We start from the raw sequence: 18,909 nt of genomic DNA, 5'->3' as shown, positions 1-18,909 counted from the left end.
TTGCCGTGTTTTTACAACAAACTTTTCACAGCCATAAATTCCTCACTAATTTTCTCCTCCAATGTATGACCATAAACTTCAACTAGCATAGAGATATCTTTGTGTCCTAAAATTTTCGCAATAACTCCCAAATCAATGTTATTGTGCCATAGGTAACTACCATAAGTGTGTCTAGCACCCTTGGTACTAATTATCGGAAAAATCTCCAGTTCCATTAACATTACCTTTATAGCCTTATTAACTGTTCCAATATCTGGAACATCGTAGGCATAGCCAAAATGCTGAAAAATTAAATTATTTTTATTGTCAATGTTTAATTCTTTGTTTGTTTTTAGTTGTAACATTTTCAATGTTTTTAACAAGGAAAGCATATCTGAAGTAACGGGAACTAATCTTATTGAAGTATTGTTTTTTGGTGGAGTAAACTTATGAATAGCGGTATTGTAACGACGATAAGTTTTAACTTGCTCTCCAACCTCATCCACATCATCCCAAGTCAAAGCTATCAACTCAGAAAAACGCATGCCAGTTTTAAAAAGAAAATAAATCACATACGGTACAATAGATTTCTGATAATCAAACTTGTTTTTCAAATACACTAAGACTTTTTGATAGTCAGATTCAGTATGTAAATACTTTTCTTCAACCTTTTGTCCACTCTTAGTTGAAAACAAATCTACATAAGCAGTAAAATCTTCTATCACTACTTTATCAGCAATAGCCATCTGTATGCTTGCTCGAATACAAGAGTTTAATCTCCCCAAAAAATTCCTTGAGGCATTTTTTCCATATTCATTCATGATTTTTTGATACTCACTGGGCTTAATTTGTGATACAGGTTTATCTCCAAATAGCTTTTCGATGACCTTTTTTCTCATGATGTATTTCTTTTTTGTGACCTCACTTCTACTACTTGGTAAAATTTTTAAATCAAGCCATTCTTGATATAGTTCCGATAAAGTCATATTAGAACGCAAAACACTCCCAGTATTTAGCTTATGAAGGACTTTCTCCGCTTCTATTTTAGCTTCTCTTTTTGTCTTGAATCCACTCCTATGGAGTAGACTCTTACTCCTCTCACGTATAGAGAACGACCAAAGCCTTTTCTTCCCACGCTGTTTATATTCAATATAAGCCATTTTTTACAAATCCATTCCTAACAACTCTTTTACAATGGATTTAGGGACTACCATTAATCGTTTACGTTCATAAAATGTATACCCTCTGGAGACAAGTATATCTCTAGCTTGATGAATAATAGCGTTAGCTGTTGATGGTCTATAACCCATGGAAATCAAATCCTTATTCGAAATCGTATCTTTCATACCGTTACCCTCTCATTATTCTTAGTTTATTGCTAACTTTGGAATATCGCCTTGTAACATAGAATTCATAAACTCAAAAAAATTTATCAAACAAGGCTCTTGATTAAAGATTTCAACAAAATCTAAAGCATTTTGAAAAAAAACATTTAAATTAACCTCAGATATACTTTCAGCAAGTTTTTTATACTTAGCTACCGTTCGTTTATCAGATTCTGCAAATAATTCAGGCTTATTACGAAGAGCAAAAAGATAAATCTTCTCATTAACACCTAAATTATTAAATTCTAAGCCTTTAAAATTTTCAATATACACTGGAATTTTAGCTAAAAATGGCAATCCATTTTTTAATTCCTTTTTTATGTTGCCTTCATTATAGAATTTATACTCAATTCTCCATAGATTATCGTATTGCTTATAAATTTCTATTTCAGCCATATCTCCACTATCCATACGTTCTTTAAGTTTGTTATAAGCGGTTAAATGATAATTACCTTTAGGAGCACCAAAATCCATAGTTTCAAGTTTCATGCCCTTATAAATAGGACGATACATTACTTTTGGCCAATTTACACGTAAAGCCGATAAATCCCGCTCAAAATCATAAGCTAAATGAAAAGTAGATATTGCAATGTTAGACATATACGGAAACAGTCTATGAAAAACAACTAAAAAATTCTTTTTTGAAACTTTAGAAGGAGTAAATTCAATCTTTAAAGGTCTTTTGTTCATCTTAATAGACGCAACGGGGGTATATTCTATGTACCAATTTTCTTTCCCATCATCAAAGAATTGCCCTTTATAACTAGATAGTTCACCATTTCTATTTAAATTTGGCTCAACTACACCAAAGTAATCATATAAGATAAAACTCCCGTTAAGAATCGCAGAATGAAATTCCTCACTGACTTCAGCAGTTAAACTCAGTTTGTCTAATTTCAGACCAATAAAACCATACTTCAGAGATACCTCCTCTTGAAATTTGGAGTAACTCTTATTAGACATTTGATGTATACTTATCGGGCTATTAGAGGGAGCCCGATTAAAAACTTGTTTATCCATGAAATTTCTCCTTCAAAAAACACAAAGTTGAAACATTCTATACACTTAAATTTTAGGGCAAGACTGCCGTTCCACTGACCACGCTCCACTTGCCAGCAAAGCTGGCAGGCCCAGTCTTACCCTAAAATATAAATTATTTAATTTTTGCCATTTCAATCAATTCTTCAAAAGTCCCAATCTTTCTAGCTTGAGTTACCTCATATTGGGCATTTTGACCAAATGAAGCATTATTAACGACTTCAACCTCATAAAGGCCTGGAGCAGAAAAGACAGCTCCAAATTTGGATTTATCGAAATGCATACCTAGGTCACTCCACGAATTCGTAATTGTGGCAATTTTCAACCATCCCTTTTCTTTCTCTTGCTTATTTGATATAGCTAGTACAACAACAGTTTCTTTCATAGTTAAGAACCTTCCTTATTTTAAATAATATACAGCTTTTAATGTCAATCAGTATTGGACATAAATACATTTATTCGAACGTTCGTTCGAACCGGCCTTGTTGTTCGCCGGCTGCACAATGGCATTTTGAAAATGAATAAAAGAATTTTATTCATCTTCAAAACGCTTAAGATTCTCACACACCACAGATGTGTTTTAAAATCATAATATTCAATCCCTCTATTCCAGCTCGTCAACGATAAACATGTGAGCCATATTCATTGCTTTTAGCAACGCCTTATATGGATTGGTATCAGATTCATAATCCTTCATTACATTTACATCTCCTAGCTTCACAAGTATTTCTATCTCATACATCCTCATCTTCATCCTTCATATAATCTTTGGTAGCCCACACAGGAAGTATCACCTCAAATACATCTCTATCAAACATCGGGGAATGGAATTCCTTGGGAGGCTCTCTATCTGTAGAGTAAAGCCCAACTCCTTTATCTTTCTTGACTTTGGGTACATCTGTTGTGCCAAACATCATCTGGCTAGATTCGCGAGTTGGGGCTCCAAGAAATATAGCATTGACAAGCTGTTCTCTAATATTGGTAGAAAGGCTATCGGAACGGGGTTGTTGCATAACAATACAAACCCCCATAGATAGAGACCTTGCTTTTTGAGCAACGATAGCAACCATATTTTCAAAATCTTTTTTAGCTTTACTATCCATCGAAGCAACTAATGAACTATATTCTTCTATTACCAAAAGTAAAGGAGGAAGGCCGAGGTCTATTCCAATACTATCAAATAAATCACTTTTGTTATAAATTTCCATCCGCCTACTCATCTCATCAATATACTGACGTACAATTCTAAAGGCATCCTCATTAGTTGTTCCATAATTTTCTACTAGCATACCTGAGCGTCTTGAAAGCTTATAAAGATCTGACATCTTTGGATCAATCACATATATTTTTGCATGTTTCCCATTTACGGTCTGAGATATGAAACGAGTCAAGTAATAATATGTAAAGAATGATTTACCACTACCTGAGGCCCCCGATATAAGCATGGAAAAGTTTTTTCTCAAATCGATAACAAAATCATCATAGATTTTAATTTTCAAGCTATCATCTTCAAGAGGGAGTGAGGTAACATGTAAACGCTCAGGTTGTCTATATACAAAAACATATTCAACATGAGTCGGATAAACTTCTTTAGACGATAAGCTTATCCCTAGAGCACTGCTTAGGAGAACGTCTAAATTGTCCATCTCTTTCGTGAATTCATCCCCAGATTTCAATGCATGGATTACAATTGAAACATCATTCAATTGGTAATTAAATTTAGCTGAACGAAGAATAGCGCCATCTTTTGTTGCTGTAAAAAGAAAGGAATTTCTGCGAAGCATAAATAGAAGGTTTTCTCTGACAATTAACAGCGGTTCAATCTGCTGAGCCCATCCCTTGATTTTTCTTTCAATGTACAAGGTTATAATTAATCCAACAGATAACGTCAACATTTGGAGAAACAATCCCTTAAAAAGAATACTACTAGAAAGGGACAATATGCTCAAAAATCCTATAGTAAACCAGCGCATCGTCCTCAATTTAGATGTATTAACAAAGTAATTCTCAGACAAAGAAGCCGTTTGTTTAATTTGAAACATTTTTTACCTCATTTTATTTCTGAGATCTTTAATTAAAAGAAAAACAGAGAATAACTTGACCCGGATAAAATAGTAAAGGAATATGGCAAAGAAAAGAAATGCTAGGATTGAGAACAGCACACTAAGTGCAGACCCCACCCCTGTAGGAGTATACACTGATAGAAGAGCAAAGATGAACATACCAAAAAAGCAAAATCTATATTTCTTTATCATTTTTATTTACTCTCTTAATCATAGCTGGTAGTATAGCTAATAATTGAACTACAAAGACTATCAAAGCTACTACTAATCCAAACTTGGCGGATAAGAAGGGATTATAGGAATTGAAGGACAGTTTTCCTCCAAATCCAGCAAAAAAGCTCATAATGGCCAATAATATAAGACAACTCGTTCTCCAGAAATATTCAGTAACCTTCATTTTTTATATTTTTCCTTTCAATTTTTCAATAACAAATTAAGCAATAGCACCTGCAAGGCACTTAACTAGATAGGAACGTTTAACATGTTTCCACTCCAACGCATTAATATAATAATAAAACAAATCGCTATTATAGTTTAGTTCTTTTTCTATAAGGGAAATATTACTAGGCGTAGCTTTTCTAGCAATCGAACGATGATTTTTTCGAATCTCCTCTAACAAACCATCTTTAATATATTTTGAGGAATTCATACTTAAAAAAAATGAATCTAAATGTATTTGTTTTTCCTCGTTAAGCCACGTTAACAAAGTTTCCCCTGTTGACTTATGAACTAACATATTTGCTAATAAGATAGAGTTGGCCATTTTCATAGAACAAGGATAAGTATAAGGTAAACGTAGAATCTTTCGCAGATATGCTTGTGAGTCTTTATCGAAAACAAAACCTAAATTATACTCAAAATGAATGTTCTGCAATCTCGAAGTTTGCTCATTGCTTCTAGGGCACTCATACCCTCCGTCAATAAATTTTTGTTTGAATGTTTCGCTATTCATTATTTAATACTCCTTTTAACTCGTGAATTATTTTTATCAACAATTAACAATTTTTCTTAATAGGTGATGCTCTAGCTTTCATCTTCATTCTCCAATATATACATCTTTGATTAACACATCCAAGCGTTAAAAAAATAAGACAAAGAGTTTGTCATTGATTAACACATAAGGGCGAAAAAAATTTAGAAAGATTCCTTTCTAAGCATATTATACAGAAATTCAGGCAAAGTGTCAATACTTGATTAACACTTTTTTTGAAATTTTTCTAGCAAATCTTTTTTCTTTAAAATAGAAGCAAACAAAACTAACTTCACTACAAATGAAAAGAATACTCTCCCTTTTGTAAGCTCTCTTAGCTTCAACTGTATATCTCTCATACCAGCATATACTAACGTATCTAAAGTCAAAGTCGTTCTCAAGCTAGTAGCATTCATATCCACGCTTTCACTAATATCGCTTATCTTGAGTTTTGAATTATTCAACTCTAACCAATCAATATTATCAATATCATTTAATATTTCTTTATAAGCAACTTCGATAACGTAACTATCAGGAACTGGGATATCTGGACTACCTAGATAAAGCCTTCTAACCTCCTTCAATCCTAACACGCTATCTCTACTTAATTTAATACCTAATCTTTCATTATTCTTCATAAGTTCCTCCAGGTGTTAATCTATAATTAACTATACTATATTTTAAATTCATTTTCAAGCAATTTGTCGTGAAATTGCCGTGTTTCATAAATACGATAAAAATTCATACTCACTCACATAAGCATAAAAACGCCATACAATCACAAACTCAGAACGTCGTACATTCTAAGATACTTGCAGGGGGCATCTAAATACAACAGGAAAAGCCTTGGAATCAGGGCTTTTTTTGTGTCCTCCCTACTTATGTCCCATCAACAGATGCTCAAGATATATTTTGTGTGTAAAAAAATTCTTTTGCTCCTCTACGAAAAACAAAAAAGCTATCCTACCTTTGCAAATTTGGATAAGATAGCGGAATATTTTAATGCAACTCCAACCCAACTCTTTGGAACGAGTAAAGAGATTGAGTTAGAAAAGAGTGTTCTTGAATCTAATGAATACTCTGATAAAGTAAGTGAAATCTTAAAAGCTGTCAAATACATCGAGCATTTCCTACATACTGATGGACAGTACTTAGAGGATTTACTTTACCTAACAAGAGGCAACCAACTATACACAGAAGATGGAAAAGAGTTGTATATTGATCCAACTTCTCAGAAAAGAACACTTCATACCCAATATGAACCTGGTTTTATTGAAGCAAGAGATAAATCTCCACTAGAGCTCTTAATTGAAAATAAGGAGCTATTAGATTAAATAAAAAAAGCGAGGATATCCTCGCTTTTCTATTGTAAAATCTTATTCTTCATTATCAATCATCAAACACTCTGCCTGTGAGTTGGTACATGAGGTAAATGTGCTCCAAGGTTTTGACAATTCGCGTCACATGAAATTATTTAAGCATATCCTTTTCTTTCATTACCATTTTCTGTTATAATAAATTGTACTTCTAAAATAGAAAGGTCTTAAGATGACAACTCTTATTAAACATAAACGTGTAGAATTTTCAGAACTTTTTTATGACTTAGTTTTTGTTTTTGCAATTTCAAAAGTAACTACTTTAATTGACCATCTTCATAACGGTATTTTGACTTGGAATTCTTTCCTTGATTTTTTCATTGCTACTTTGCTTCTCATCAATTCCTGGATGATTCAAACCGATTATACCAATCGCTATGGAAAGAACTCTTTATTTAACATAGTAATCATGTTTATCAAAATGGGAATTTTACTCTTTATAGCCAATATGATTGGACCTGATTGGCAACAATATTTTCATTATCTCTGTTGGGCTATTGGTACATTAACCCTTACCTTATTTTTTCAATATTTGGTTGAATTTTTTAGAAAATCAACCGATGATGTTAATCGGGAAAGTATCAAAGGTTTTCTATGGATAACAGCTCTAGGAAGTTTAGGAGTCTATCTAGCAGCTCTTCTTCCTATTTACGTTGGAGTCTCTGTCTTATTTGCTAGTATTCTGCTAACATTTATTATGCCAAGTATCTTGCTTAATAAAGATAAGCATTACCAGGTAAATCTCCCCCATTTAATCGAGCGCATCTCCCTTCTTGTCATTATTATGTTTGGAGAGATGATTACGGAGCTAGCTAACTTCTTTACAATCGAGAATTTCTCGATTTATTCGGTTCTTTATTTCATTATTATGATTTCTCTGTTCTTGTTTTATTTTGGTCAATTCGACCATGCTATTGATGAAAAATCTAATCAAAAGGGACTATTTCTAATTTACAGTCACTATCCTATTTTCATTGGACTTCTTATGATGACCGTTTCGATGAGTTTTCTTCTGAATCCTGAAGCTAATCGTCTCTTTGCAACCAGCTTCTCTTATATCGGATTTGGCCTCTTCCAAGTTGCTGTCCTAGTAAATGGGCCCTGTAACAAACACTATCTTCGCTATTCGAAAAGTTACTACTGTGTCCAAGCGACACTCTATCTGGCTGCCTTGATTCTCTCTTTAATCTTTGCTTCTAATCCTATAATAGTAGTGAGTATTACAACCATTTTAGCTCTAGCTATAGCCATTCATTTTATTTATTTTTATATGACACAGAATAAAAAATATTCCAAATCTAACTGGGAGTTATTTTAATGAGTTTATAACATAAAAAAAGCTTTGGGAACCAAGGCTTTTTGTTGTTCTGAACTAAAAAATGACAGGATTGTTAGGATATTCTGAGTTTAGTATAGATAAAATTCTTTCCTTATAAAACAAAAAACGCTATCTAGCGTTTTTTGTTATTCTTAGTTACTCGTCTAATCGAATAAACATCATTGCGTTAAGCAAAGAGATGAGAGCGACTGTATTGACATTATTGGAATAGATCAGTCTCTTATTTTCAATAGGTGGAATAATAAAATTTGAAATAATGATGTCGTAAGGTGATTCTTTTAGAGCATCAATGGACAACTCTAATTCACTCCAGACCTCCAGTTCAAAATTGTTACTGCAATAGTAAGCAAGTGTCTCGGCTACCGATTTTGCATGATACTGATCAAAATTACTCACGACCAAAACCTTTAATTTAGGTTGGTTTTGTAAAAGATTTAACACTAAGTGTTTGCTATGGGTGATAAAAGTATAGGATAAATGATTGACCTTCATTGAATTACGATCCATATCCAAAGCCTCTAGATAGTGTTCAATCCCTTCCTTCACCTCTGAAACAAAGCGAGGGAAAATATTTTGAAAGTTCTTGATTGTATTGCCTTTTTGATCAAATAAGATAAACTCTGTTGATAATTCCTGGCGATGCAGATGTGCCGTATTGTGCATATGCCAAATCAGATTGTCCTTATTGTCTACTTGAAGATTATACTCTCTTGATACCTGATCTACTAGCTTTCCCAATAACTGATACGATTTTTTTACATAGCTGTCTGTTTTTGCATGGTTGAGAAATACTTCTTCATCTATGAAAAACATTTTTTGAAAATAGGTTACAAATAATTGACCTATTACTTCTTTATTCAGTGAGATCTGATATTCAGAATCAAAACTCGCTACAATCTCGTTGATTCCTTCTGCCTGCATAAACGATTCCAACAATTGATTGTTAAAAGAGTCTCTCTCAACTTCCATGAAATGACCAAACTTTATGCGATATAAATTTGTAACCAGAAGTAATTTTAACATTCTGTGAGTTGATAAATTCATCGGGAAAGAAGTTGCTTTATAGACTAATTCCAATAATTGAGACAAGGGTTCTTGAGAAAAATCTTCAAAGGGCCATTCAAGGAAATAATATTTCTCTGAAAAATACTGGGCAAAAAAGTAACGGATATCAATCTCATTTCCAGTGATTCGAACTGGATTGAGGCTAATTTCAAAACGATATTGTTTCTTAATAATTTTATTAATATGACTGATGATACGATAAAGAGAGGAAGAACTGATATAAAACTCTTTGCAAATACTATCAGTATCACATCCTTCATTAAAGAAGACAAATTCTAAAATTGAAAAGTGGGTTGAATGCTTAAAAAAATGATGATAGACCATCTCAATATCACTATCATCGGTATTAATGATACGGATGCCGTTTGTTGAGGAATGAAATATCAAGTCAGGAAAAGAAGATCTGACATGGGACAAGTCATCTTTTACAGAACGTTCTGCACAGTGCAATAATTCTGCTAGTTCTGAAATATGAAACCAGCGCTTGTTTTCAAACAGTAATTCTAATAATTCTAATTGTCTGTGACTTTTTTTCGATAATAAATCTCTCATGAATAGCTTTTCTCTCTTTATAATAAACTAAACGATTGCCTATCAATCTTCATGCAATTATACCATATAGAGTGCATTTATCCTCTTACAACGACTTTTGCTTGTCATCAAAAGACTAGTCTAATCCCTTAGAAACCCAGTAGCATCAAGATTTTCTTATTTATTTGTACCTGTGGTGTGTTTTTATAATACGTAGTTTGAGACAAATTATTACCCTTCCATATTTAAATATTATATAATTAATTCAATCAAAGAAATTGGTTTTCTGAAATTGATTCTTTGATTTAGAAATAGAAAAGGAGGATACACTATGTTGTGGTCCATTATTGTAGGAGGTCTTATTGGTCTCATCGCAGGTGCAATCACTAAAAAAGGTGGTTCAATGGGATTGATTGCGAATATCATTGCAGGTCTTGTCGGTTCGTCTGTAGGGCAATCACTTCTAGGAAGCTGGGGACCTTCATTGGCTGGAATGGCTATTATTCCGTCAATCGTTGGTGCTGTGATTGTTGTTGCAGTCGTTTCATTTCTATTTGGTAAAAAATAAGCATTACCTAATAAGAAATTAAAAGTGATAAGCCATAATTTTGAATACTGTAGACGGGTAAAATTATGGTTTAAAGCTTTTCAATTGAAAGGATTTAATATGTCAAAATCAAAGAAAATATTGTTACTTATTTTCTGTATTTTAATCTTGGCTATTTTCCTTCCTATTCTCATAGATTATCATCAGGTCAGTGATTTAGATATCCACTTATTCAGTTGGAGAGAACTCTACGCTGAATTTCTGATTGCTAGATATGTCTTTTGGGGGACACTTGTCCTATCTGTTTTAGTGTTAATTTCAATGTTAGTAATACTCTTCTATCCTAAACAGTATTTAGAGATTCAATTAGAGACTCAAGAAGATACATTAAAACTAAAAAATTCAGCTATCGAAGGCTTTGTTCGATGTTTGGTCATTGATCATCAGTTGATCAAAGAACCAACAGTCCATGTAAATAGCCGCAAAAATAAATGTTTCGTTTATGTTGAGGGCAAAATTCTTCCTTCGGACAACATCTCAAAACGATGTCTTGTCATTCAGAATGAAATAACTCATGGATTAAAGCAGTTCTTTGGTATTGAACGTGAGGTAAAACTTGAAGTTAAAGTGAAAGAATTTGAACCTCCAAAAACGACCAAAAAGACTGTTAGTCGTGTAAAGTAAGGAAGTAAAAAATGGAATGGTTTAAAAAATATCAGTATCCAATCATTGCAGGTCTAGTAGGTGTCATTCTCGCTTGCTTTATCTTATCCTTTGGCTTTTTCAAAACACTATTTGTACTAATTTGTGGAGCCTTAGGAGCATTTGCAGGATACTATGTTAAGGAAAAATATTTAAATAAATAAAGGAGTCTCGTATGTCAAACGTAGATAAAAATGTAGAAAAAAAAGATGTTGCTGTTGTTTCTCAAGATGTTAAAGGGGAACTCACTTATGAAGACAAAGTAATCCAAAAAATCATTGGTCTTTCACTTGAAAAAGTACCTGGACTTTTGGATGTGGATGGAGGATTCTTCTCTAATCTAACAGAAAAAATTATCAATACAGATAATGTCACTCATGGTGTCAATGTTGAAGTTGGGAAAGAACAAGTCGCAGTTGACTTGAACATTGTTGTTGAATACCAAAAGAATGTTCCAGCTTTGTACAAAGAAATCAAAGATGTTGTCGTATCACAAGTTACAAAAATGACTGATCTAGAAGTAGTTGAAGTCAATGTGAATGTTGTTGATATCAAAACGAAGGAACAGCATGAAGCAGATTCAGTTAGCCTCCAAGACCGAGTAACTGACGTGGCTTCTTCAACAGGAGAATTTGCTTCAGAACAATTTGAAAAAGTGAAATCTGGTATTGGTTCAGGTGTAGCTGCTGTTCAAGAAAAAGTAGGCGAAGGTGTTGAAGCCGTTAAAGGCGAAACAAAAGAAAATGCTCGCGTACACTAATTTATCTTGTCAAAATCAATCAATTTAAAGGAGGCAGAATCATGTCAACAGAAGAAAAATTAAACCAAGCAAAAGGTTCCATTAAAGAAGGTGTCGGCAAAATGATCGGCGATGAAAAAATGGAAAAAGAAGGAACAGCTGAAAAAGTTGTTTCTAAAGTAAAAGAAGTTGCTGAAGATGCTAAAGACGCTGTCGAAGGCGCTATTGAAGGTGTTAAAAACATGCTTCACAAAGATGAAAAATAAGGCTAAACGTTAATTGACCTTTTCATTATAGTAGTCAAAAAGAGGACCGTAAATGTCCTCTTTTTTTTGTAGATCGGATTCTAAACACGCTTCCCATTTTTCGTTAAAAGAAATTCTTAACAGGAAAGTCTCTGGTTTCAGGGCTTTTTTGCTTACTTAAAATAATATCTCCCTTTTAAAGAAAGAAAATTTAAAAGCTTGCACACTACTAGACTGGCTTATTTATCCACCACTTGAGCCTCAAATTGGGCTGGTTGGTTGTCTACATTGGTAATGGTTATCGTGTAGGGCTTGTTATTGGTGGCATCAAAGACTTTTTCACCTTGGTAACTCACAACAACTCCATCTTTTTCTAAATAAATATCTGCTTGATTGTTTGGAAGTTCTTCATCCTCCTCATCGAAACCATGGCTTTTTGTAATTTTTTGTCCCTCTACTTCATAGTAAACATCACCATTACTCTCACTCCAAACACTTGAGCCAGTTAATTTAATTTTACTTGAATCGTTTTTCTTCAAGATGAAGATTGAATAGTATTCCAAATCTTGTGTTCTGGGATTTACTCTTAAGTTGACGGATTGACCTGGTTGAAGAGTGTATTTGCCATAGTTCAAAACGGAAAAGACAAACCAGACTAGCAGCAAACTATACAAGACTCCTATAATCATTCGTGAGGGCCTACTTTTAAACAAACGTAAAAGTAACACGAAAGAGACAATAAAGAGCAATTCTGTAAACATTCTTTTCCCTCCTTTCTCATCATCGTTGACATTCTGAACTGAGTCTCGCATCCATTTCTCACTAGTAACATCAACCATACAAAGTCTGATACATCTTATCTAGAAAATCTTTCAACTCTTTTCGAACAATCTTTAACAGGCGTTCTTCTTCGGCTTGAGAGATGTTCACATCTTCTTTTTTTGATTACTAATATGAGAATAGTAACTACGTTTTAGGGTTAAATGATGATCTAAAATATAGTAGGCATCTATTTTTTCCTCATTTACCATTGTTTCAAATAAAACCGAGACTTCATCCCTTCTAGGATTCGACATTTTCAAATCGATGTCTCCTTTTATCCCTATCTCCATCCAAGCGAATGGCACCGTCGGGAGGAACAATATAGCCTGCTTTACGCATGTCAGACGCATATTTCCCTGAATCCATTAAACGTTGTAAGACAGCTATAGTGTCCTTTTCTTCAAAGGAGGTCTTTAATTGGAAGCGTTCTTGGTGGCTTTGATACTGAGAATAAAGAGTGATACCAACAACTAAGGCAAGTAAAGAAGCGAGCAAGATTCGTATTTTTCTACATCTCGACATGTTTATCTCCTCTATCTTAGAAATCATAGAAGTCTTGTTTCTAACTTTGAAAGATAACTTCCTTATCCTTGAAAATCCTTGGGACTCTAATCCCCCGTGACTGTTATCTGCCCTTTTTCATGATGTATTTTCGTATAGGTACTTCAACCATTTGAACGATTTCAAATCCTTCTTTTTGGTAAAGCTTGTAAGCTGTTTGATTTGCCTCATAGACATTTAGAGAAATAGTATCTATGTCTTCATTTTCAAAGGCCAAACTAACAAATTTTCTTAAAGCTTGGCTACCTAAGCCTTGCCCCTGTTTCTGAGGGTTGATAAAAAATCTCCCGATATGAAGATTCCTGTCTTCTAGCCTGATTTTCTGGATAAGCCCCACAAACTCTTGTCCATCAAAGATTGAAAAGATTCCTTCCAAATCTTGCAAGACTTGAATTGTTAAAGGAAAAGGAATCATTGGTCCCATCCATTGTTCTTGAAAAGCTTGGCCAAGGGAGTTGGACCATTGGCATACGAGCTGAGCGTTTTCTGTACTCACATTTTCTTCAAAACGAATTGTCATCTATTTCCTCACCATCTTATCAATGTTTCTTTATTATACTACTTCTCCTATTTTTTACGAATAGATAAGTATGATTGATCTTTATTTTTTTCTTGTCGGGAGCATTCTCGCTTCTTTCTTAGGTTTGGTCATTGACCGTTTCCCTGAGCAATCCATCATTCGACCAGCTAGTCACTGCGATTCCTGTCAGACTCGCTTGCGTCCATTAGATTTGATTCCTATTCTCTCGCAGGTCTTCAATCGCTTTCGCTGTCGCTACTGCAAGATTCGCTATCCATTCTGGTATGCCCTCTTTGAATTGGGCTTGGGGTTACTTTTTCTGGCTTGGTCATGGGGCTGGATTTCCTTGGGTCAAGTCATCCTAATCACTGCTGGCTTAACCTTGGGTATCTATGACTTTCGCCATCAGGAGTATCCCTTACTGGTCTGGATGACTTTCCATCTAGTCCTAATGGCCTGCTCTGACTGGAATCTGGTTATGATTTTCTTCCTTGCCCTTGGAATCATGGCTCATTTTATCGATATCCGCATGGGAGCAGGGGATTTTCTATTTCTGGCTTCTTGTGCGCTTGTCTTTAGCGCGACAGAACTACTCATCTTGATCCAGATTGCTTCTGCGACGGGCATTCTGGCCTTTCTCCTGCAAAAGAAAAAGGAAAGACTTCCTTTCGTGCCTTTCCTCTTACTTGCTGCTTGTGTGATTATTTTTGGTAAGCTACTGCTTGTTTGATAAAGTCCTCAATCGGCTCTCCTTGGTGGAGAGCTTTTACAATTTTCGAACCGACGATAACGCCATCTGATACCGCATTGAAGCGTTCTACGTCTTCTTGACTAGACACACCAAATCCTGTCAAGACTGGGATGTCAGCTACTTGATGCAATTGTGCCAGGTGCTTGTCCAAGTCTGCACGGTAATTTCCTGATTTCCCTGTTACCCCATTGATGGCAACGGCATAGACAAATCCCTCAGCTCCCTGGATTAACTCTTTTTGGCGCTCGAGTCCTGTGGTCAAACTAACTAGGGGAATCAAGGCGATATCTGTGTCTGCCAAAAAGGGCTCTACAAAGTTGGCATGCTCATGAGGCAGGTCTGGGATAATCAAGCCCTTAACTGCTGTATCTGCCAGATCTTTGACAAATTTCTCCACACCGTACTGAAAGAGGGGGTTGAAGTAGGTCATGATGACAAGCGGAACTTCTGTTTGAATGGTTTTCAAGGTTTCAACCAAAGCCTGGGTAGAAGTTCCATGAGCTAGACTGCGCAAGCCTGCTTCTTCGATTACAGGTCCATCTGCAACAGGGTCTGAAAAGGGAATACCCACTTCAATAGCAGAAACACCCAAATCTTCTAAAAAGTGGATTGTTTCACCAAGACCATCTAATCCTTTCTCATGGTCCCCAGCCATGATATAGGGAACGAAAATTCCTTTTCCTGCTGCTTTGATAGCGTTCAATTTTTCTGTTAGTGTCTTAGACATGGGCTTCTCCCTTCTTTGCTGCATCTGCTTCCAAGCGGTCTTTGACTTGAACCACATCCTTGTCCCCACGACCAGATAGGCAGACAATCATAGACTTGTCTGGACCAAGTTCTTTGGCTAATTTCACTGCAAAGGCAATGGCATGGCTAGATTCCAAGGCTGGGATAATCCCTTCCACGCGAGACAAGAGTTGGAATCCTTCCAAGGCTTCCTCGTCAGTCACAGGAACATAGCTGGCACGTTTGATATCGTGGTAGTGAGAATGTTCTGGACCGATACCAGGATAGTCCAAACCTGCTGAGATAGAGAAAGCTTCAAGAATTTGCCCATGTGCATCTTGGAGCACATCCATAAGCGAACCGTGGAGAACACCTGGGCGACCCTTGGTCAAGGTAGCTGCGTGGTGCTCCGTATCCACACCAAGCCCTGCTGCTTCAGCCCCATACATTGCTACTGACTCATCTTCTACAAATGGATGGAAGAGACCGATAGCATTAGAACCACCACCAACACAGGCTACTAGGGCATCTGGTAAGTCTTGTCCTGTCAAGTCACGGTACTGTTGTTTAGCTTCTCGACCGATGACACTTTGGAAGTCACGAACAATTTCTGGGAATGGATGAGGTCCCAAGGCAGAACCAAGGATATAGTGGGTGTCATCGATGTTAGCTACCCATGAACGAAGGGCTGCATTAACTGCATCCTTGAGCACGCGCGAACCATCTGTCACGGCCTCAACCTTAGCTCCCAAAAGCTCCATACGGAAGACATTAAGGGCTTGGCGTTTAACATCTTCCTCACCCATATAGATGGTACATTCCATGTTAAAGAGAGCTGCAGCAGTTGCAGTTGCCACACCGTGCTGACCAGCACCCGTTTCAGCGATAATTTTCTTTTTACCCATGCGTTTAGCCAGAAGAACTTGTCCCAAGGCATTGTTAATCTTGTGAGCCCCTGTATGGTTGAGGTCTTCCCGCTTGAGATAAATCTTAGCTCCACCGATATGCTGGGTCAAGTTTTTTGCGTAGTAAAGAGGAGTTTCACGTCCTACGTACTGACGTAAGAGCTGGTTTAATTCCTCTTGGAAACTTGGATCCGCCTGACTTTCACGATAAGCTTTTTCCAACTCCAAAACTGCTGTCATCAATGTTTCTGGGACAAAACGTCCGCCGAATTTTCCGTAAAATCCTTCTTTATTTGGTTCTTGATATGCCATGCTTTACCCTCTCTATAAATCTTCTAATCTTTTCATGATCTTTTTGTCCATCTGTCTCCACTCCGCTCGATACATCTACTGCATAGGGAGTGAAGTGTTGAATTGCTTTTGCTACATTGTCTTCCTTAAGCCCACCTGCGATAAAGAAGGGCTGAGCAAGTTCTGCTGTATCCAGTTGACCCCAGTCAAAGGTCTGACCACTCCCTGCCACAGGCGCATCAAAGAGTAGATAGTCTGCCCGAGAATGAGGCACATGACCATTTCCATCCACCTGCACAGCCTGAATGCTGGCACAAGGCAGATCCTCAAACAAATCATCTGCTACCTGACCATGAAGTTGAACCAAGTCCAAACCAACTTTTTCAATCGCTTCTAGCAGTTCTGCCCGACTTGGTGAAACAAATACGCCAACTTTTTTTACATAGGAAGGAATGAGCTTTGCCAGCTCAGCAGCCTCTTCCAAGGTCACCTGCCTTTTACTAGGTGCAAAGACAAAACCGATGTAGTCTGCCCCTGCTGACACAGCTGTCTCTACCGCTTCTTTGGTCGATAATCCACAAATTTTAACCTTTGTCAATCTGCAACTCCTTGATTCTTTGAGCCACATCTTCTGCCTGCATGAGAGCTGTGCCCACCAAAACTCCGTTAAAGTATGGTGCTACACGTTCCGCATCTTGCCCTGTGAAAATGGCAGATTCAGAAATGTAATAGCGACCTTCCTCAAAATGCTGGGCCAAGTCTACACTGGTCTGCAAGTCGACTTCAAAGGTGGTCAAGTTGCGGTTATTAACCCCAATAATCTCAGCACCAAGCCTGTGGGCTACTTCTAGTTCAGCTAGATTGTGAGTCTCTACCAAGACTTCCAGACCAAGCTCTGTAGCATAGTCATACAGTTCCTTGAGGCGTTCTTCTGACAAGGCCGCGACGATGAGCAAGATAACTGTCGCACCTGCATTACGAGCGCGGATAATTTGCTTTTCATCGATGATAAAGTCCTTGTTGAGCGTCGGAATCTGCACCTGACTGGAAATCTCCCGCAGATAATCCAAATGTCCTTTAAAGAAAATCTCATCTGTCAAAACCGAAATCATCACTGCTCCATTTGCTTCATAAGTCTGGGCCTGTTGCACAATATCCACATCGAGATTGATATCTCCCAGACTAGGGCTAGCTTTCTTGACTTCTGCAATCACCTGCAAGCGGTCTTGATGATTCTTCAAAAATTCTGCCAAGCGATAGGTCTGGCGCAAGGGCTGGATTTGCTCCAGCTCCATTTGCTCGACTTCACGCGCCTTCTGCTCTAAGATTCGTGCTAAAAATTCCTGACTCATTTTTGGTACTCCTGTAACAGTCTGAGTTTTTCAAGGGCCTTGCCACTAGCAATCACTTGACGGGCCAAGGCTACTCCTTCCTTGATACTAGCTACCTTACCATTAGCATAGAAACCAAGACCTGCATTTAAAACTGTCGTTTCCAAGAATGGACTTGGTTCGTTTTGAAGAACGCTGAGCAAAATTTCTGCATTTTCCTGAGCATTCCCTCCACGAATATCTTCGATAGCATAGCGTTCCATCCCCAAATCCTCTGGAGTGAAGCTTGACAAGGTGATTTCGCCATTGTCAAGAAGAGCAATCTTGGTTGTTCCGTTCAAGCCAGCTTCATCCAGCCCTTCTGGTCCAGCAACCACGATGGCACGTTTGCGACCCATGTTTTTCAAAACCTGAGCTGTACTTTCTAGCAGTTCTGGACGACTAATGCCAAGCAACTGTGTTTCCAAGGCCATTGGATGAATCAGTGGACCAGTCAAGTTCATGATCGTTGGAATTCCTAGTTCCAAACGAGCGGGCATGATGTACTTCATAGCTGGGTGCATATTTTTAGCAAAGAGAAAGACGATTCCAGTTTTATCGAAAACCTTACCTAGTTCAGCTGGTTTGAGGTCAAGATTGATGCCCAATGCTTGAAGGACATCTGCCGAACCCGATTTAGAAGAAATCGAACGGTTACCGTGCTTGGCCATGTGAATGCCACCACCAGCCAAGACAAAGGCTGCAGTTGTCGAAATGTTAAAGCTGAAGGACTTGTCTCCACCTGTACCGCAGTTATCCATAGCGTCCTGGATTTCAGTTGGAATGTGTTGGGCATGGCCTCTCATGACTTGTGCAATGGCTGTGCGTTCTTCCGGTGTTTCCCCCTTCATCTTAAGGGCCAAGAGAAGAGAAGCAATCTGCGCTTCGGTTACACGTCCAGTAACGATACGTTCAATGACATCCGTCATTTCCACACCTGATAAATTTTCAAATTTTGCTAATTTTTCAATAATCTCTTTCATC

24 protein-coding genes and 1 pseudogene are annotated in these 18,909 nt (G+C 36.9%); 8 read left to right on the top strand and 17 right to left on the bottom strand.

What is annotated here, in order from left to right:
* Positions 1-11 precede the first annotated feature (11 nt).
* From HMPREF2853_RS00345 to HMPREF2853_RS00305, 8 genes are all read right to left on the bottom strand, one after another.
* The gene (locus HMPREF2853_RS00345; RefSeq protein ID WP_033606238.1) at positions 12-1,139 is read right to left on the bottom strand and encodes a site-specific integrase; all 1,128 of its coding nucleotides are present in this window, start codon (positions 1,137-1,139) and stop codon (positions 12-14) included.
* Between the two features lie 3 nt (positions 1,140-1,142).
* Positions 1,143-1,325 (bottom strand): DUF3173 domain-containing protein, encoded by a 183-nt coding sequence (locus HMPREF2853_RS00340; RefSeq protein WP_025271966.1) that lies wholly within the window; start codon positions 1,323-1,325, stop codon positions 1,143-1,145.
* Positions 1,326-1,346: 21 nt separating this feature from the next.
* Positions 1,347-2,384 carry a replication initiation protein gene (locus HMPREF2853_RS00335; RefSeq protein WP_033606239.1) on the bottom strand — a complete coding sequence of 346 codons (1,038 nt, stop codon included), beginning with the start codon at positions 2,382-2,384 and terminating at the stop codon, positions 1,347-1,349.
* A 133-nt stretch (positions 2,385-2,517) separates the two neighbouring features.
* On the bottom strand, positions 2,518-2,787 hold the full coding sequence (locus tag HMPREF2853_RS00330) for a hypothetical protein (protein ID WP_033606240.1): 270 nt from the start codon (positions 2,785-2,787) through the stop codon (positions 2,518-2,520).
* Between the two features lie 349 nt (positions 2,788-3,136).
* Entirely contained in the window at positions 3,137-4,444 is a 1,308-nt protein-coding gene (locus tag HMPREF2853_RS00325; RefSeq protein ID WP_033606241.1) for an FtsK/SpoIIIE domain-containing protein, read from the bottom strand.
* 196 nt (positions 4,445-4,640) lie between these two features.
* Positions 4,641-4,862, bottom strand: coding sequence for a hypothetical protein (locus HMPREF2853_RS00315; protein WP_033606243.1), 222 nt, complete (start codon positions 4,860-4,862; stop codon positions 4,641-4,643).
* A 36-nt stretch (positions 4,863-4,898) separates the two neighbouring features.
* Complete coding sequence (locus HMPREF2853_RS00310) at positions 4,899-5,417, bottom strand: hypothetical protein (RefSeq protein ID WP_050595438.1); 519 nt, start codon at positions 5,415-5,417, stop codon at positions 4,899-4,901.
* A 242-nt stretch (positions 5,418-5,659) separates the two neighbouring features.
* Positions 5,660-6,073 carry a hypothetical protein gene (locus tag HMPREF2853_RS00305; RefSeq protein WP_033606244.1) on the bottom strand — a complete coding sequence of 138 codons (414 nt, stop codon included), beginning with the start codon at positions 6,071-6,073 and terminating at the stop codon, positions 5,660-5,662.
* A 243-nt stretch (positions 6,074-6,316) separates the two neighbouring features.
* On the opposite strand from HMPREF2853_RS00305, the gene HMPREF2853_RS00300 reads away from it, so the two are divergent.
* Both HMPREF2853_RS00300 and HMPREF2853_RS00295 read left to right on the top strand, forming a co-directional pair.
* Positions 6,317-6,769 carry a hypothetical protein gene (locus tag HMPREF2853_RS00300; protein WP_049549759.1) on the top strand — a complete coding sequence of 151 codons (453 nt, stop codon included), beginning with the start codon at positions 6,317-6,319 and terminating at the stop codon, positions 6,767-6,769.
* A gap of 214 nt (positions 6,770-6,983) precedes the next feature.
* Positions 6,984-8,129, top strand: coding sequence for a low temperature requirement protein A (locus HMPREF2853_RS00295; RefSeq protein WP_070534535.1), 1,146 nt, complete (start codon positions 6,984-6,986; stop codon positions 8,127-8,129).
* 156 nt (positions 8,130-8,285) lie between these two features.
* Here HMPREF2853_RS00295 and HMPREF2853_RS00290 read toward each other — a convergent pair whose 3' ends face one another.
* Positions 8,286-9,767, bottom strand: coding sequence for an AcpB/EbpR/MafR family transcriptional regulator (locus tag HMPREF2853_RS00290; protein WP_001205292.1), 1,482 nt, complete (start codon positions 9,765-9,767; stop codon positions 8,286-8,288).
* A 310-nt stretch (positions 9,768-10,077) separates the two neighbouring features.
* Between HMPREF2853_RS00290 and HMPREF2853_RS00285 the strand changes: the two genes are divergently transcribed.
* From HMPREF2853_RS00285 to HMPREF2853_RS00265, 5 genes are all read left to right on the top strand, one after another.
* Positions 10,078-10,314 (top strand): GlsB/YeaQ/YmgE family stress response membrane protein, encoded by a 237-nt coding sequence (locus tag HMPREF2853_RS00285; RefSeq protein ID WP_049500538.1) that lies wholly within the window; start codon positions 10,078-10,080, stop codon positions 10,312-10,314.
* Between the two features lie 99 nt (positions 10,315-10,413).
* Complete coding sequence (amaP, locus tag HMPREF2853_RS00280) at positions 10,414-10,977, top strand: alkaline shock response membrane anchor protein AmaP (RefSeq protein WP_000045613.1); 564 nt, start codon at positions 10,414-10,416, stop codon at positions 10,975-10,977.
* Between the two features lie 11 nt (positions 10,978-10,988).
* Complete coding sequence (locus tag HMPREF2853_RS00275) at positions 10,989-11,159, top strand: DUF2273 domain-containing protein (protein ID WP_000454669.1); 171 nt, start codon at positions 10,989-10,991, stop codon at positions 11,157-11,159.
* Positions 11,160-11,170: 11 nt separating this feature from the next.
* Complete coding sequence (locus tag HMPREF2853_RS00270; protein WP_000072932.1) at positions 11,171-11,755, top strand: Asp23/Gls24 family envelope stress response protein; 585 nt, start codon at positions 11,171-11,173, stop codon at positions 11,753-11,755.
* A gap of 41 nt (positions 11,756-11,796) precedes the next feature.
* Complete coding sequence (locus tag HMPREF2853_RS00265) at positions 11,797-12,000, top strand: CsbD family protein (RefSeq protein WP_000102421.1); 204 nt, start codon at positions 11,797-11,799, stop codon at positions 11,998-12,000.
* 218 nt (positions 12,001-12,218) lie between these two features.
* On the opposite strand, the gene HMPREF2853_RS00260 is transcribed toward HMPREF2853_RS00265, so the two are convergent.
* From HMPREF2853_RS00260 to HMPREF2853_RS00245, 3 genes and pseudogenes are all read right to left on the bottom strand, one after another.
* The gene (locus tag HMPREF2853_RS00260) at positions 12,219-12,740 is read right to left on the bottom strand and encodes a hypothetical protein (RefSeq protein WP_070534531.1); all 522 of its coding nucleotides are present in this window, start codon (positions 12,738-12,740) and stop codon (positions 12,219-12,221) included.
* A gap of 70 nt (positions 12,741-12,810) precedes the next feature.
* A pseudogene (locus tag HMPREF2853_RS10150) lies at positions 12,811-13,323 on the bottom strand (thiol-disulfide isomerase).
* Between the two features lie 103 nt (positions 13,324-13,426).
* Complete coding sequence (locus HMPREF2853_RS00245) at positions 13,427-13,882, bottom strand: GNAT family N-acetyltransferase (protein ID WP_070534527.1); 456 nt, start codon at positions 13,880-13,882, stop codon at positions 13,427-13,429.
* A 70-nt stretch (positions 13,883-13,952) separates the two neighbouring features.
* Here HMPREF2853_RS00245 and HMPREF2853_RS00240 point away from each other — a divergent pair, with 70 nt between their 5' ends.
* On the top strand, positions 13,953-14,612 hold the full coding sequence (locus tag HMPREF2853_RS00240; protein WP_070534525.1) for a prepilin peptidase: 660 nt from the start codon (positions 13,953-13,955) through the stop codon (positions 14,610-14,612).
* On the opposite strand, the gene trpA is transcribed toward HMPREF2853_RS00240, so the two are convergent.
* From trpA to trpD, 5 genes are read right to left on the bottom strand one after another with little or no spacing between them, the layout of a single operon-like run.
* Positions 14,584-15,360 carry a tryptophan synthase subunit alpha gene (gene trpA / locus HMPREF2853_RS00235; RefSeq protein WP_000047739.1) on the bottom strand — a complete coding sequence of 259 codons (777 nt, stop codon included), beginning with the start codon at positions 15,358-15,360 and terminating at the stop codon, positions 14,584-14,586. The genes HMPREF2853_RS00240 and trpA overlap by 29 nt on opposite strands.
* The gene (gene trpB / locus HMPREF2853_RS00230; protein WP_000331309.1) at positions 15,353-16,576 is read right to left on the bottom strand and encodes a tryptophan synthase subunit beta; all 1,224 of its coding nucleotides are present in this window, start codon (positions 16,574-16,576) and stop codon (positions 15,353-15,355) included. The genes trpA and trpB overlap by 8 nt, the downstream gene beginning before the upstream one ends.
* On the bottom strand, positions 16,554-17,153 hold the full coding sequence (locus tag HMPREF2853_RS00225; RefSeq protein ID WP_070534522.1) for a phosphoribosylanthranilate isomerase: 600 nt from the start codon (positions 17,151-17,153) through the stop codon (positions 16,554-16,556). The genes trpB and HMPREF2853_RS00225 overlap by 23 nt, the downstream gene beginning before the upstream one ends.
* Positions 17,140-17,907: an indole-3-glycerol phosphate synthase TrpC gene (trpC, locus tag HMPREF2853_RS00220; RefSeq protein ID WP_070534519.1), complete on the bottom strand. Its 768-nt coding sequence runs from the start codon at positions 17,905-17,907 to the stop codon at positions 17,140-17,142. Before trpC ends, HMPREF2853_RS00225 begins: the two co-directional genes overlap by 14 nt.
* On the bottom strand, positions 17,904-18,908 hold the full coding sequence (gene trpD, locus HMPREF2853_RS00215; RefSeq protein ID WP_070534517.1) for an anthranilate phosphoribosyltransferase: 1,005 nt from the start codon (positions 18,906-18,908) through the stop codon (positions 17,904-17,906). The genes trpC and trpD overlap by 4 nt, the downstream gene beginning before the upstream one ends.
* Position 18,909 lies beyond the last annotated feature (1 nt).

Origin of the sequence: Streptococcus sp. HMSC077F03 (assembly GCF_001812375.1) — a bacterium.
Taxonomy (GTDB): Bacteria; Bacillota; Bacilli; order Lactobacillales; family Streptococcaceae; genus Streptococcus; species Streptococcus oralis_S.
This window is presented reverse-complemented; position numbering and strand designations above follow the sequence as displayed.